This window comes from Streptomyces sp. NPDC006602 (assembly GCF_042870385.1).
In the GTDB taxonomy this organism is placed as follows: Bacteria; Actinomycetota; Actinomycetes; order Streptomycetales; family Streptomycetaceae; genus Streptomyces.
The window spans coordinates 474,269-487,943 of the sequence record NZ_JBIAHG010000005.1 but is presented as its reverse complement, the minus strand read 5'-3'; the positions used below and the strand labels follow the sequence as shown (position 1 = coordinate 487,943).

Below are 13,675 nucleotides of genomic sequence, written 5' to 3'. Positions count from 1 at the left end.
CCGCCGCCCACGGGCAGAGCTAGAAGGGCGGTTCGTTGCTGTAGCCGCCGGGCCCCCACGGGTCACGGCCGCTGTGCCGGCGACGCAGCCACCGGGGCAGGCTCAGGAGCGGCAGCAGAACCATGCGCCACTCCGTCCAGCAGGGGCAGGGCTCCCACTCGGTACCGGCGTACTCGCCGGTGTGGTCGCCGTAGTCGTGCGGGATGCCGCCCACGCCGTCGCAGTCACGGCAGTCCGGGCGAGGCGTGTCGGTCAGGATCAGGGCGTTGCGGGGCAGCGCCGTGCGCTGGATACGCAGTCGGATCACGGGTGTTGGACTCCCTTGTCAGCCGTAGAACCTGTTCCGCTTGATGACGGCCTTGCGGATGTTGACCGTGGTCCCGTCCCGGTGGCCGCTCGCGCTGAACACCTGCACGGCGATCCAGCCGCCGAAGATGACGGCGGCGAGGATGACGAGCTGCGTGACCAGCGCGGTCAGGGCGGTGATGAAGGCGGTGAGCATGAGCAGTCCGCCGCACACGGCGAGGAACCCGACACCCCCGAGCGCGATGTTCACCGCCGCCCGCGACACGGCCGGCTTGACGGCGACCGGTTCAGGCTTGACGGGCTCGATGGCGTAGCCGGTGACGACGCGGCCGTCGGGCAGGACGATGCTCGTCACGGCCGGGATGGCGCCCGGCTGCACGGGCATGAGCGGGGCGGTGTGGGCGGGGACGATCGGGGCGGGGGTGTGGACTTCGACGGCCGCCGTCTCGTACCGGGCCGGACGGCCGTATGCGGTGGGTTCGTTCACGGTGCTGGTCTCCCTTCTAGCGGCCGGCGTCGGCGAGGGCGCCGGTAACGGCGGTGACGAGCTGGTTGACGGTGTCGCTCGCATCGGTACCGGCGAGGTAGAAGCCGAAGAGCGCGACGACGACGGCCGCACCGGCACCGACGGCCTTGAAGCGCAGCAGCAGCGCGACGCCGACGGCGAGCAACAGAACGAGCGAGATGGTGATGTCCACGGGGCCTCCCAGTGGGGTCAGCGGGTGCCGGCGCGGTAGGTGCGCGCGGCGCGGTTGTAGATCCAGCGGCCGACGCGTATGCGCTTGCCGGTGGCGTCGCAGCGACGGCAGTCCTTGCCGCGCTTGGCCTTGCCCTTGCGGTCGGTCTTGAAGCCGTGGCCCATGCCGTCGCACTTGCGGCAGTCCCCGAACGGGCTCAGCCAGCACTTGACGACGTAACCGAGGGTGACTATCAGGAGGAATGCGGTAGCGAGGGCTGCAAGGCTCATCAGGGCCTCTCAGAGGGGGTTGGAGGGGGTTTCCGCAGGTCGGCCGCTACGCGCTAGCGGCCTGATCAGGGGCCATTTCGATCGCTAGCAGGGTTGCTACCGGTAGCGACGTCTGCCGCTACCGGTAGCAGGCTGTGAGACCTATCCGGCGTCCCGCTTCTGGTTGCGCTGTGTAATCGCGGCGGCGATGTCGTCGCGCTTGATGCCGCGCTTGTTGACCTGTTCGCCGTCGATGCGCCGGCTGATCTGCCCCGTGCCGATGCCGTACGGCTTGAGCGCGGCGGTGAGCGCTTCTGCCTTGGGCTTGGGCTCCAACTCCGCCCACGGGCCGTAGACGTCCGGGCGCAGGTCGGCAAGCCGGTCCACGACCGTTTCCGACCACACCTTGGTCTCGCCCTTGCCGAGCACCGCCGCGACGTCGTCAAGGATCGTCGCGGACGTCTCCGCCGCCGAGACCTCGCCGACTGCGTCACCCGACAGGGTCCCCTCCGCCTCGCGCAACGCGGCGGCCCTGGTCAGGACACGTTCGGCGTCGCGGCCGTCGGCGAGGTAGGTGCGCACGATCCCGGAGTCGTCGGACATGCCCTTGAGCAGACCGACGCCCTTGTGGGACTTCAGCAGCTTGGACGCGTCCAACCCCTCCGAGTACGACCCCGCACCGAGGATCGTGTCCGACACCTGGTAGGCGCCGACCCGCAGGGCGAACCGGGCCTGATGCTGGTCACGCAGCTCTGACGGGCACGCCTTGTCGTCCGGCTTCTGCGTCGCCGTCATCACGGAGACACCGACGGCCGGGGCGACCCGGGCGAGGTAGACCATCAGGGACAGGATTTCCTTGCCGTGCTCGGGGTGGGTCAGGTACTCCTGCACTTCGTCCACCACGAACAGCGTGAGGGGCATGTTCAGCTTCTTGTCCCGGCTGATCTCCGGGGTGAGCTTGCCCTCCGGGCAGACGTGCAGCGGCAGTTCCGAGAGCCGGTGGTACCGGTCCTCCACATCCGCCTTCAACTCCCGCAGCGAGGCCAGCAGATGCCCCACCGGGTCGACCCCGTTCTTCGGGACGATGCCGAAGCCGATGCGGTGCGCGACCAACGCGAACTTGCGCCAGTCCGGCGACGCCTTCCCGTCGAACACGTACAGGCGCACGTACGGGTCCAGCGCGGCGGCGAGCGCGATCGTGCGGGCAGAGAACGTCTTGCCCTGACGCGGCACGGCCCCTACCAGCAGCGACAGCCACAGCATCGTGGCCATGACCGGGTTGCCCCGCTCGTCGACACCCCACGGGAACGGCTTCCAGAAGTCCACCCGCGTCGCCCCCAGCAGCGGCGACTTGCCCGACGGGACGGCGAGCGGGTCACGGTCGGCGATCCAGTACGACACCCGCCGCCCGCTCGTCTCGTCCTTGTCGAGGAAGAGCTGAGTGGGGGCGATGTCCATACCGGAGGCGAGACGGGCGTGAGCCTTCATCGCGTCCTCGAACGTCTTGCCGTACGGCAGATCCACGATCACGCGCCAGCCGTCCCCGTCCCGGCCGATCGGTCGCGGGAAGGCGATCGTCTGATCCTTGGTGGTCAGCCCGGCCGCCTCGTGTGCGCGGATGACGATGTCCGAGGACAGCTTGCGCTTGCGGAACGTCACCTTGGCCATGTCGATCAGCGGCCGGTCCGCCGGCGCACCGACCACACCGAGGGTGGTGGCCAGCGTCGCCATGGCCAGCATGAGCAGCCACGACGGCGCCATGACGTACAGGGTCAGCGCGGCGGCCAGCCCGACGAAACCGGCGATCGTCGCGACGATCCCCCGCAGCCGGACGCGGTCGTTGCGCTGCCGGGACAGCTTCAGGTACTCCGCCGCGTCCTCGTTGGCCACGGAGGCGAGCCGCAAGCCCTTGCCCTCTGCGTCGAACACCCACCGGCCGATCGCGGTCGACCACCGCCACGCGCCGCGCGGCGAGTACATGCAGATCTTCGGCGTGTAGACCAGCGGGAGCCGCACGGCGTGGTAGCCGACCACGGCGGAGTAGTGCCGGACGGCCCACTTGCGGACCGCCGTGCGCTGGTCAGGGAGCTTCACCCAGTCCGGCAGGACCGGCATACGGGCCTTGTCCTTGGCCTCCATCCATTCCGCGACCGAGGGCGGGTAGACCTCGCGCGGCGGGTCGACCGGCGCCCCCTCGCTCAGGCCGTCGGCTTCCGGGTCGTCGGTGTCGGGGAGTTCGGCCTCCCACTCCCCCGGCTTCACCGCGCCCTCGCCGGTCGGCGCGGCCGGGTCGGCGGGGTCGGTCTTCTTCTTCAGCGGGAACGGCACGATGTCGGCCGTCGGCTGTTCGGTGCCCTCCGGGTCCTCCGGGGGCGGGAAGGCGGTGGTTTCCGTCACGATGTACGCACTCCTTCGGGAGTCGAAGGGTCCGGCCGGCTTGCTGTGGAAGGTGGGCGGCCGGACCCGGGTTCGGGGTAGTTCAAGCGGCGCGCTGTTCCTCGGGAAAGGCGCAGGTCACACAGGCTCCGAGCGAGGTGGGGATCACGTATCCGGCGTCCCGGCCGCACTCGGGGCAACGGCGGCGGGCGGCATTTGCCTTGGCGAGCGCTGCCCACCTCGCCGGGGTCATCGGCCGCACCGGACGGGCGAGGTCGACCCGGTACAGGTACGCGGTCAACGGTTCGCGCCGACGACGCGGCCGGAGGATCTGTGCCGCGATGTCCTGACCACCCGGGCGCAGTCCACGTGTGCGGAGTTGGCGGCGGGTGGCCAGGTCGTCGGGGGCGTATCGCCATGGGTAAGTGGGGATACCGAAGCGCTCGCCGTCCGGGTCGAAGCAATCGGCGAGGGCTAGCCGTTTCACGCGGCCTTACCGCCGTCGGCGGCACGTTCGGCGAGGATCGTGTCCCGCAGCGTCCGCGCGTTCGCCGGCGAGGTACGGAGTTCGCGGCGGATGCCCTCCGCCGTGATCCGGCTGTCCGGCCAATCGGCGGTCGCGGTGCGGGCCTCAGCGAGCAACTGATCCGCCGTGCGCTTCGATCGGGGCGACCGGGCCACGTCGGGAACCCGGCCGGTCGCCCGACGGGATCGGGGGGAGTCGACCGCCACCGCCCGCCGCCCGGCCGGGTCGACCGGTGAGGCGAGCGCCGGGGCAGGCTTGAAGGGAAGAGTCGACTTCATGAAGTCAACCGCCACCGGATCGGGTGCGGGCAAGCGGGTCAACACCACAGACGGCGCCGGGGTCGATTCCCGCAGGTCAGCCATAGACCGATTCCTCATGGTCTCGGTAGATTCCTCCGCATTCGCGTCCGCGTCGGGAACCGGCGCGAGGGCTGGGGCCGTGCCGCCGAACATCGACGCGAGCGCGGCATCCGCACCGTCCGCGATCCGGTCGCGCTGGACATCCATCAGCCTCGATCCGAGCGCGGCATCCCCGACCCCGACCTTGCGGGCCAGACGCCACGACGCCCGATCGGACCGCTTCCGGACTCGGTCGACCGGGTGGTGTGCGGCGCGCGCCCGGTGGTAGGCGAGGGCCTGCACGATGTCGGCGGTGCGCCGCTCGTTCTCCGCGTCGCGGCCGTCGGTGTGAACGACGATCCGGCGGGCGAGGAACGCCATGCCCTCCGCCGACACGGACATGCCCATCGGGGTCAGGGCGTAGATCACGGTCCGCCCTGGGTCCGGCGCGGCCATGGCGCCCATGACGGCGGCGGCGGCCGGCAGAGCCCACAGCCCGATCCGTACGACGCGCGGCGAGGACTGGCCCAGCATGGTCAGTCCCAGCAGGACCAGGGCGAGGACGGCCGTGGCGCCCTCACCGGCACCGAGGGCACCGAGCGCGGTCCCCGTGCCGTAGGCGTGACCGATGTTGCTGTACGTGCCGATCCCGCCGACGACGCCTGTGGCGAGCATCGGCACGAACGCGGCCGTCAGAACGCCGATCTGAACCTTCGTCAGAGGCTTGCGGGTCTCGTTCATGCCGCTTCCCCCGTCCCCGACCGGTAGCCGCGAGCGGAGCGCAGGAACGGCACCGTACGGGTCAGCGCGTCCCCGTACAGGGCGTCCCAACCGGCGATCTCGTCACCGGCCTCCGCCTCCGCACGCAGGTCGGCGAGGATGTCACGGGCCGCGTCCTCGCGGGCGGCACGCTCGCCGTCCGTCTCGAACTCCAACGGGCCCCGGAACAGGTCGATGTCGATACCGAGCGCCAGTTCCGCGAACTCGATGTCGCCGTGCGCTTCCTGGCCGGCGACGAAGGTGCGCATACGCATGGTGGATTTCTCCTTGGAACGTCGGGAATGGGAGATCCGGCGCGGCGGGCTGTCCTGTCCGGGAGTGCCGCCGCGTCGGAGGTGAGGGCCAACGCCGCACGTCGCGGCGGACCCCAAGTGACCCCGGGCGGAAGTCGATTCCGCGCCCTCACGGCTGGATACCGGGGCCGACGGTCGTCACCCGGCCGTCACGGGGACGGGGTCAAGCCCCGCCAATCTCAAAGCACTCTGTTGAGTTCTCAAGGAACCGGCGCTTCCTTCGTACTCACCCCCTCGGGCTTTCCTCCGGACGCTGTCTGTGCAGGTCAAGCGGTTTCCCCTTTGAGTCGGGGCAACCTCTTGCTAACTAGCTTGCACTAGTCTGCTGTGGTGCACAACCCTCATAGGGTGATGCGCACTAGTTCGCTGTGGTGGGTACCCTCAAGTCATGACTGTCACAGGAGGGCCCAAGCCGAAGGCGGTGCAGGTCGCGGACGCTCTCCGCGACGACATCAAGAAGATGAAGCCGGGCGAGAAACTCCCGTCTCAGCGAGAGTTGATGGACCGCTTCGGCTATGCGAGCCAGACCATCCAGAACGGGCTAGCTGCACTCCGGTCCGAAGGACTGATCGTGTCGGCGGGGAACCTGGGCAACTTCGTCAGCGACGGGTCTGCCTCGGGCGACGACGTACGCGATGACATCAAGGAAATCCGCTCCCAACTCAAGGCGTTGACCGAACGGCTCGAAGCGCTGGAAAGCCGCTCCGCACCAGGTGGTGCTTGATCTGCAACCAGCATGGGAGTAACGGAGTGTGTGAGGTAAGTGACAGCCAGGGGACGACGACAGGGGGGTGGGGACATGTCCGGTGACACCCCCCTGTCCCCTTCCCTGTCCCCCCTGCTCGCGCGCGAGACTCGGAGTAGGCACTCGGAGGAGGGCGCATGACTGACGACAGGCCCGCATGGGCGCGACGCATCGCTGCCGAACGACAGGCGCGCGACTGGTCACAGCGTGACGCGGTCAGGGCCCTGCGTGCACACGCACCCACGGAACTGCCGGCAGAGGACAGCATGATTCGCCAGTGGAAGCGCTGGGAGTCCGGCCAGGCCCCGAACGACTTCTACCAGCCGATCATCGCGGCGGTGTTCGGTACGGTGACACACGCCCTCTTCCCCGCTCCGTCACGACGGGACGGGGACAAGGAGATCTTGGCAGCGAGCGGTATGGAGACTCTGGAGATCGTGAGTCGCCTGAACCGGTCCGACGTCGACAGCGCGACGCTCGATGCTCTCCGGATCACCACGGACCGCCTCTGCTCTGAGTACCCGTTCATGCCGAGTGCCCAGCTCCTCATCGAGGGTCGGCAGTGGCTTCGCCGCGTTGTCGACCTGCACACGAAGAGCCTCACGCTTGCCCAGCATCGCGAGGTGCTCGCACTGTCGGGTTGGCTCGCCTTGCTGGTCGGCTGTGTCGAGTACGACACGGGCGACCGCCACGCGGCCGAGTCCACGCGGCGTGCCGCTCTCTCGCTCGCAACCGAGTCCGACCACCCCGAGGTGGCCGGGTGGGCACACGAAATGCGTGCATGGTTCGCCCTCACGACCGGCGACTATCGCGGGGTCATCGCGGCAGCGCAAGCCGGGGCAGAGACCGCAGCACACCATGGTGTCGCCGTGCAGCTCGCCGCCCAAGAGGCCAAGGCATGGGCGCGGCTCGGAGACCGTCGGCAGGTTGAGGTGGCCCTCGACAAGGGGCGCCGGATGCTAGAGGGGATGCCGTATCCCGAGAACCTGGACAACCACTTTGTTGTCGACCCCGCCAAGTTCGACTTCTACGCGATGGACTGCTACCGGCTGGTCGGGGAAGACCGACTTGCGCGGACACTCGCGGATGAGGTTCTGCGTGCGGGAACTGACTTCGACGGCACGGAGCGGTCGCCCATGCGGAACGCCGAAGCGCGGGTAACCCTGGGGGTCACCGCAGCGCGAGAGGGCGACCTCGAACAGGCCCTCATCCACGGCGAGCGCGCCCTACAGGGCGACCGGCAGTCTGTCCCGTCCCTGATCATGACCAGTCGAGAACTCGCGGCCGTCATGAGACAGCGCTACAGCACCGAACCGGCAGCACAGGACTACCTGAACCACCTGCAAGACATGGGCAGGGAGAAGCCGGGGTTCCTGCCCTCTTGACCTGTAGGAACTGAGACGGGCGGGCCTTGCTTCGAGGCCTCGCCCTCCAAGTTCACTGCTTCCGGGACCTGGGTCGCTCCGTAGAAGCCACGAGCGGGGCGCCGGCTCCATCTTCGGCGACGCCCTGGACAATCGAAGCGGTTTCTTCGCAACGATTGTCCAGGCTGAGGCATACAGCTCAGCTATCTTCCTCGGTTTCGCCCTCAACACCCACAATGAGGCGCGGCAGATGAGCAATCAGGTTGCGGTTCTCATCGCTGTAGTTCAAAAGCTGCCGAGAGACGAGTTCCTGAGTGTCACTCGCCATCAGCCCATTGATTGAACCAAGCAAACGCTCGAAGACCGGTTCCCACTTATCGCGATCTTCAGGAAGCAGTCCCTTTACGACGGGCCTATCAGAGAGAACTGTCGCTCGCTCCGTTCCTGAAGTGGTCATCAAGACCCTGGTTTCCCAAATACACATAACGGGAATCACCCCTCGATCAGGAACCCATGAAAGAGCTAGCCCCCACAAAAGCCACTCCACGTCCGCAACGAACCAGACACTGTCTCCGATCTTGTGGCCCGTCACATTAGAGACATTGAGGAGTTCGGCATCCGGGGGAGCAACCCATCGCCGATATCCAGTGCGCTTGAATTGCCTTCTGCCTTCATCGAAGCCCGACAAGAGTGAGGCTGGCAGTCGAGGTTTACCATGCAACTTTTTGATCGCCAGTTCACCTACAGTTTGCGACAATCCCATAAGCGCAGTGGCAGCATCAGCGCTAAGCTCACTAGCAGGCACTTCCTCCGTGAATTCTGAAATTACAGCATCCATGTCCTCCAGGAGTGTAATACGATGCTCCATCCCCTGAATGTCAGCATCCATGGGAGAGGGCCACCCGCTCCCGTCACCAAAATCTTTAGAATTCTTGGTGACGAAATACACCTGCTCGTTCGGGTACTTTTTCATAAAATCGACCACCGACAGCCAAATTGCTACATCCCTAGCACCCTCCTTTTTCTTCTCACCTTGCTTATCTGTCATCTTCGCTGGCTTTTCGCCGTTAGCCTCTCGCACCAGGGCCTTAAGCGCCGCTTCCCCACTCGTAGGGATCACGGTAAAGATCGCCCTATACTGCTTGTCCCACTCCCTACGGACGCCGTAAATGTCTGGCTCTTCAGGTAGTCTGCTAAATCCTTTGGCCAGCCCCGGGTGGCGGCCGTAAGCGCGCTTTACCGCGCTTACCGCCTTCACGTACGCGTCCCGGTATTCGATCACCTGCTGGGCCAGCATCTCATGCAACACCATTTCCGGAACCGCAATTTTCGCCTTACCGGAAGTTTTGATGATTCGCAATACATCTGCGTTGCTTCCATTCGGATTCAACATTCGGACTGCGTTGGTGTCGAGGATTAGGATCATCGCCCCGCCTTAATGCGTATGTGCGGCTTCACCGGTCGGGCAGTGGCCAGGAGGTATGGAAGTTGACTCCTCCATCGTGGCGCCTGTTGTCGCAGCGTGTGAGACGTTCCCTGATCTTGCTTGCCTGCGAGCCGCTCGTTGTCCTGGTCTTTGTCCAGTGCGCTGACGGCCGCCACCGTTCACACATGTACGCGTACCCCGTCTGACCTGCTCCGTGAACCCCCACGGACGCCCCCGTACGGCCACGCGGACAGTTGGAAAGCGTGTTGGGGGCAACCCCTCACGAGTTCGAATCTCGTATCCTCCGCCAGTGCCTCACCGGGCACGATGTCGAAGGGCCCCACCGTTCGCGGTGGGGCCCTTCGTCGTTCACGCTGCATTCGGGTGTGGCAGCACACCGACCCAGGAGTTGCGCACCTAACTATCTGAGGGTGTAGGGCCCAACGGATCGATACGACCGAAGTGACAAAGGCGCAGCTCAGGCAGGGGTTGCGGCGCTAACCCCCGCATCGCTCATTCTCGCCGTGCTGTCGGGGACCCCCGCAGCCCTCAGAAGGGATGGAGCACGCGCGCTCCGCCTCTCACGTGCGGGTCGCACGCCTACTCGAAGGTTGTTCTTGATGATCCTGATCATGCTCGTGCTCGCCGTGGTGGTCGTCGTTCTGACGCTTCTCCTGGCATCGGCGCTCGGTGCGCTGGTGCGCTTCCGCCCCGCGCTGATGGCGCCGATCCAGGTCGCGATGAGTGGCGTTGCGACGATGGTGGCGCTGATGGCCGTTCTCGTGGCCGTCACCCGCTGACCGTCGCAGAGCGCATCTCGACCCTGCGAGACCCTTCGTCTGTCCGCTTAGGCAGTCGAAAGCCCCGGCCCATGATGGGTCGGGGCTTTCGACCTCGCCCGTCTCAGTCACCCGTAGGCTGATTCCACAGGACTCCCCCGACTTGTTGTGCGACCTTCCGAAGCATCGGCCCAGTGACGTGCATGTACCGGGCGCGCATCCGAGCCGCTCCCCCGGGCTCCCAACCCATGATCGAGTCGATCATGACGTCCGGGACGCCGAGGATCAGCAGGACGGTCGCGGCAGTGTGGCGAGCGTCACGGAGACGGCCGTTCCGTACGTCTGCGTCCCGCAGGAGTCGCTTCCAGGTGTGGAAGTCGGTGTTCGGGCTCAACGCTCCGCCGACCGGCGAGGCGAAGACGTACCCCTTGCCCTCCCACTCGGCACCGGCCGCGATCCGCTCCCGCTCCTGTGATTCCTCGTGCTGGCGGAGAATCTGACCAGCGGATCGGGCAGGCCGATGGTTCGACGTCCGGCTCGGGACTTGGTGGACTTGTGCTCACGCCGGGTCTGCTCCCGCTTGGGGCAGTAGCCCGCCTTCCGACCGCACGGATTGGCACCGCAGCCGTGCGCGTACTTGGGGCGGAGCCTGTTCTTACGGATGCGGACATATCCCGCGTCGAGGTCGACGTCTTCCCAGTGCAGGCCAAGGGCCTCCCCTGTCCTCCTCTTCGAGGCGAGGAGCCTTGGCGATCTCAGCCGCGTTGGTGACTACATGCCCGCGTCGCACGGCCTCACCGAGGGCGACCCGGATCGTGCGGTGAGCGTGGTGGGCGGTGCCAGCGGAGCTCCCGGACGTCTGCATCTTCCGGTAGAAGCGTTCGAGGTGCTCCGGCTCCAGGCGGTCGAGCTTGTGAGCGCCTAGGCCGGGAGCGCGAACGCCATCCTCCACACCGCCAGCGGCCTCACGTCGGGCAGCTACACCTGGCCCTTGCGGTCTCTGCACAGGTCGTCGCCCTGTCGGTCACGGATGGCGGCGGCGCCGGCACGGCCCCGAAGGTCGAGGACCAGGAAGCGGAGCACGGCCGGGGCCTGGGGATGGTCAGCGCGATCGCCCACCGGGTTGTGGTCCATGACAGCGACGGCGGACACACGGTCACCGCGGAACTCTTCACAGCCCCTCGTGCGGGAGGTCACCCGTGCTGACGGACAAGCCGCGGCGGGGCTATTGGTGCGAGTGCTGGACCGAAGATCTCGCCGAAGGGACGCGGCCGACACTGCGGGGCTCGTTCGACGCGTACTCGGCACCGCAAGCCAGCAGATGGGTAGCGGTCGCCCTGCGCACCATCTCTCCAGCACTCGACCCCGACGCATCGGACAATGCGTGGGAGTGGCTCTACGACGGCCGCATCGAGACGAGACGAGCCCTCTTACGGGCGGAGCCTGCACGGTGACCGTCACCCATGCCACCACGCGCATCACCTGGACGATCCGCTCCGTGATCCTTCTGCCCCTGGCCCACAGCCAGGGCGTCGAACTCCCAACCTGCGCGTACGACTTCAAGCCGCTCACCGGTAGTTGATCAACCTTCACCAAGAGGTCAACGTGACACCCGCCCGGCGGTGAACCCTTCGCCATCCTGGAACTCGATCAAGACCCCGCTGTCGACGAGGTAGACCCAGCACTCAGAGCAGCACTCCAGTATCGCGTCGGCATGCGCCGCCACCAGGCCGGCCTCCAGGGCGAGCGAGGGCACTGCGAGATTCCCCCAGAACACAACTGCCAACTCATCCAGTCGACCCAGTTCGCGCAACAGCTTCTGGAGCTCCCCGCCTGCGAAGGTTGGAGAGCTCCGGAGTACCTCAGCACCGCTCCAGTCCAGTCGAGATGACCCCACAGAACCGAAGTCGCCCAAGCTCAGCGCGGCAAACGTCCGGTCCTCGTCGTATGACAGCACCGCCACCGCATCTCCAACGGCCGCAAGGAGCGCCGCGATCACGTCAGGCTGTGTTCCGTAGCTGGCCTCAGCGCTCAAGACACACTCCCCTGCATCAACCGAGACAAGACAAGCCCCATCCGACCGAATGAGTTACAACTTTCTCTACTGGTTCAAGGCGGCTCGCTCCGCTCCCCGCGTGCTACAGCAATCGGCCGCTCGAAGTCGGAGAAGGAATACGTCGTGGCCCTTCAGGGCTCAACACCCACCAACCGCTCGGCTTAAGTGCAGGGTCCGATGTCACTGGCGGGTGGAATGCTGCCGGTAGCAGCCAGAGGGGGGCCGATGTCCGTACCGAGCAAGTGGAAAATTGCGCAGCATTGGGAGAAAAGCCCGAGACAGTGTGATTTCGCACCGCACCTGCGTCTTGACGAGCCGTGTTGCTTCGCCTGCGGGTGGTTTTCCGAGCGGTGGAACCAGGCCACTCCCCAAGCCTCATGGCAACGCGCCAACCTCGAACGATCCCACATCATTCCCAAGAGTCTTGGCGGACCGGACGACGCGAGCAACCTGCTCCTACTCTGTCAACCTTGCCATCAAGAATCACCAGACTGGAGAGACCCAGAGCAGATGGCTCGCTGGATCGCGACAAGAGAAGAGCGCCCCAGCAGGGAAGTTGAGACCTTTGTGGCGTGGCTTGCTGCCGCCGAGAGGGCTCCGGATTTCAAAGACGCTCTGGCCTCTGTTGTCGCGGAGGAGGGTGCAACTGAGCGAGTATCCGAGCTCCTTCGCGGCCTCCTAGGGCAAGCAGGAACGCACTTCGCCATTGGATACAGCCAAGGCACCCGTGTCGCCGTGCTTCAGGCAGCTGCAAATGAGATCACCAAGCATGCTCAGCAAGCAGGCTGCGAGGCTGAGAAGGCTTGATCGGTTGACATCCAAGAGTGACATCAACGACTGCGTACAGCAGGGGCCGTGCGCGATCTCGCTCAGCCAAGGCGTCCACGCAGTCCTACGGTCGAGCTGAGCCTTGATCGAACTCCTAAAGCGGTGCTCGGAGATGGCATGAGGGCCTCAACTCGGCTGCCGCGGAAGCTGTCATCATCATGTGATGGCAGGCGTGCAGCTACCGGCAGGGTGGACTCTGGAGGAGATCCGCGACGTCTCCGGAAATCGGGAGTCCGTGGCTCTCGACACCGATCGCGTCGTGGCGTTGGTGGGCGGGCCGGGAGAAGGCGAACGGCTCCATCCCGAGATCGTCCTGGGGTTCCATGGGCTGCGTCTGGTGAAGCCGGTCAACGATGAGGACTGGTGCATGGGCAGTCCGATGGCAGTGTCGACTGCTGGAGCGCCTACGACGACCTCTACGAGGCGCTTCGGTCTGTAGCCCCGATGGCCTCGCTCCAGATCAGCACAGCGAGGCCCGTCTCAGTTTCCGTCTCATTCAGCCGTTCACGGCCGTTCAAACGAGACAAAGATCCGGGTGCGCCCCACCGGCCAACCGCCCATGAACGCAGGTGAACAACCCCGCACGCGCCCCAACACCCCACCACCACAGTAGGAAAGCGTGTTGGGGCCAACCCCTCACGAGTTCGAATCTCGTATCCTCCGCAGCCGCCTGACCAGGCGAGACGAAGATCCCGGCCGCTCCAGCTGCCGGGATCTTCGGCGTGCCCCGGTCTCAGTTCTGGTCTCATTTATTTCCGACATTCACGACATTTAACTCAGGCATGGCGAAGTGACCCTCCTCTCGGCGGCCGGTAGTCATTCCGGTCGGTCTGCACTCCGAACCTGGCCGGGGGATCGCTCTCGTTCCGTTCCTACAAGTGGGCGGCGTAGTGGTAGTTGCCGGTCCCACAG

At 66.1% G+C, this 13,675-nt stretch carries 15 protein-coding genes and 3 pseudogenes; 7 read left to right on the top strand and 11 right to left on the bottom strand.

Annotation, left to right across the window (positions count from 1 at the left end; all coding sequences use genetic code 11):
* Nucleotides 1-19: 19 nt before the first annotated feature.
* The 8 genes from ACFYO2_RS17435 to ACFYO2_RS17400 all read right to left on the bottom strand — a co-directional run bounded on the left by ACFYO2_RS17435 (nt 20) and on the right by ACFYO2_RS17400 (nt 5,520).
* Nucleotides 20-307 (bottom strand): hypothetical protein, encoded by a 288-nt coding sequence (locus tag ACFYO2_RS17435; protein ID WP_388349428.1) that lies wholly within the window; start codon nt 305-307, stop codon nt 20-22.
* Between the two features lie 18 nt (nt 308-325).
* Nucleotides 326-793 carry a hypothetical protein gene (locus ACFYO2_RS17430; RefSeq protein WP_388349426.1) on the bottom strand — a complete coding sequence of 156 codons (468 nt, stop codon included), beginning with the start codon at nt 791-793 and terminating at the stop codon, nt 326-328.
* Between the two features lie 16 nt (nt 794-809).
* The gene (locus ACFYO2_RS17425) at nt 810-1,004 is read right to left on the bottom strand and encodes a hypothetical protein (protein WP_360221557.1); all 195 of its coding nucleotides are present in this window, start codon (nt 1,002-1,004) and stop codon (nt 810-812) included.
* A gap of 17 nt (nt 1,005-1,021) precedes the next feature.
* A complete protein-coding gene (locus ACFYO2_RS17420; RefSeq protein ID WP_388349424.1) occupies nt 1,022-1,273 on the bottom strand; it encodes a hypothetical protein in 252 nt (83 codons plus the stop codon).
* 141 nt (nt 1,274-1,414) lie between these two features.
* Nucleotides 1,415-3,649: a cell division protein FtsK gene (locus ACFYO2_RS17415; protein WP_388349422.1), complete on the bottom strand. Its 2,235-nt coding sequence runs from the start codon at nt 3,647-3,649 to the stop codon at nt 1,415-1,417.
* An 82-nt stretch (nt 3,650-3,731) separates the two neighbouring features.
* Complete coding sequence (locus ACFYO2_RS17410) at nt 3,732-4,115, bottom strand: RRQRL motif-containing zinc-binding protein (RefSeq protein ID WP_363040139.1); 384 nt, start codon at nt 4,113-4,115, stop codon at nt 3,732-3,734.
* The gene (locus tag ACFYO2_RS17405; protein WP_388349420.1) at nt 4,112-5,233 is read right to left on the bottom strand and encodes a conjugal transfer protein; all 1,122 of its coding nucleotides are present in this window, start codon (nt 5,231-5,233) and stop codon (nt 4,112-4,114) included. Before ACFYO2_RS17405 ends, ACFYO2_RS17410 begins: the two co-directional genes overlap by 4 nt.
* Nucleotides 5,230-5,520, bottom strand: a complete 291-nt coding sequence (locus ACFYO2_RS17400) for a hypothetical protein (RefSeq protein ID WP_388349626.1) — start codon at nt 5,518-5,520, stop codon at nt 5,230-5,232. The genes ACFYO2_RS17405 and ACFYO2_RS17400 overlap by 4 nt, the downstream gene beginning before the upstream one ends.
* 433 nt (nt 5,521-5,953) lie before the next feature.
* Here ACFYO2_RS17400 and ACFYO2_RS17395 point away from each other — a divergent pair, with 433 nt between their 5' ends.
* Nucleotides 5,954-6,289 (top strand): winged helix-turn-helix domain-containing protein, encoded by a 336-nt coding sequence (locus tag ACFYO2_RS17395; RefSeq protein WP_388349419.1) that lies wholly within the window; start codon nt 5,954-5,956, stop codon nt 6,287-6,289.
* A 158-nt stretch (nt 6,290-6,447) separates the two neighbouring features.
* The gene (locus ACFYO2_RS17390) at nt 6,448-7,695 is read left to right on the top strand and encodes an XRE family transcriptional regulator (RefSeq protein ID WP_388349417.1); all 1,248 of its coding nucleotides are present in this window, start codon (nt 6,448-6,450) and stop codon (nt 7,693-7,695) included.
* A 178-nt stretch (nt 7,696-7,873) separates the two neighbouring features.
* On the opposite strand, the gene ACFYO2_RS17385 is transcribed toward ACFYO2_RS17390, so the two are convergent.
* On the bottom strand, nt 7,874-9,100 hold the full coding sequence (locus tag ACFYO2_RS17385; RefSeq protein ID WP_388349415.1) for a PIN domain-containing protein: 1,227 nt from the start codon (nt 9,098-9,100) through the stop codon (nt 7,874-7,876).
* A 620-nt stretch (nt 9,101-9,720) separates the two neighbouring features.
* Between ACFYO2_RS17385 and ACFYO2_RS17380 the strand changes: the two genes are divergently transcribed.
* Nucleotides 9,721-9,900 carry a hypothetical protein gene (locus ACFYO2_RS17380; protein ID WP_388349413.1) on the top strand — a complete coding sequence of 60 codons (180 nt, stop codon included), beginning with the start codon at nt 9,721-9,723 and terminating at the stop codon, nt 9,898-9,900.
* 103 nt (nt 9,901-10,003) lie between these two features.
* Here ACFYO2_RS17380 and ACFYO2_RS17375 read toward each other — a convergent pair.
* Nucleotides 10,004-10,834, bottom strand: a pseudogene (locus ACFYO2_RS17375) (tyrosine-type recombinase/integrase); the annotation flags it as partial.
* On the opposite strand from ACFYO2_RS17375, the pseudogene ACFYO2_RS17370 reads away from it, so the two are divergent.
* Together ACFYO2_RS17370 and ACFYO2_RS17365 are read left to right on the top strand one after the other, a co-directional pair.
* A pseudogene (locus tag ACFYO2_RS17370) lies at nt 10,811-11,085 on the top strand (ATP-binding protein); the annotation flags it as partial. The pseudogenes ACFYO2_RS17375 and ACFYO2_RS17370 sit on opposite strands and share 24 nt — an antisense overlap.
* Nucleotides 11,079-11,461: pseudogene (locus ACFYO2_RS17365) on the top strand (hypothetical protein). The pseudogenes ACFYO2_RS17370 and ACFYO2_RS17365, both read left to right, overlap by 7 nt.
* Before the next feature lie 18 nt (nt 11,462-11,479).
* Here ACFYO2_RS17365 and ACFYO2_RS17360 read toward each other — a convergent pair.
* Nucleotides 11,480-11,914: a hypothetical protein gene (locus ACFYO2_RS17360; protein ID WP_388349411.1), complete on the bottom strand. Its 435-nt coding sequence runs from the start codon at nt 11,912-11,914 to the stop codon at nt 11,480-11,482.
* Between the two features lie 198 nt (nt 11,915-12,112).
* Between ACFYO2_RS17360 and ACFYO2_RS17355 the strand changes: the two genes are divergently transcribed.
* Both ACFYO2_RS17355 and ACFYO2_RS17350 read left to right on the top strand, forming a co-directional pair.
* The gene (locus ACFYO2_RS17355) at nt 12,113-12,742 is read left to right on the top strand and encodes an HNH endonuclease (protein ID WP_388349409.1); all 630 of its coding nucleotides are present in this window, start codon (nt 12,113-12,115) and stop codon (nt 12,740-12,742) included.
* Nucleotides 12,743-12,926: 184 nt separating this feature from the next.
* Entirely contained in the window at nt 12,927-13,202 is a 276-nt protein-coding gene (locus ACFYO2_RS17350) for a hypothetical protein (RefSeq protein ID WP_388349407.1), read from the top strand.
* Nucleotides 13,203-13,675 lie beyond the last annotated feature (473 nt).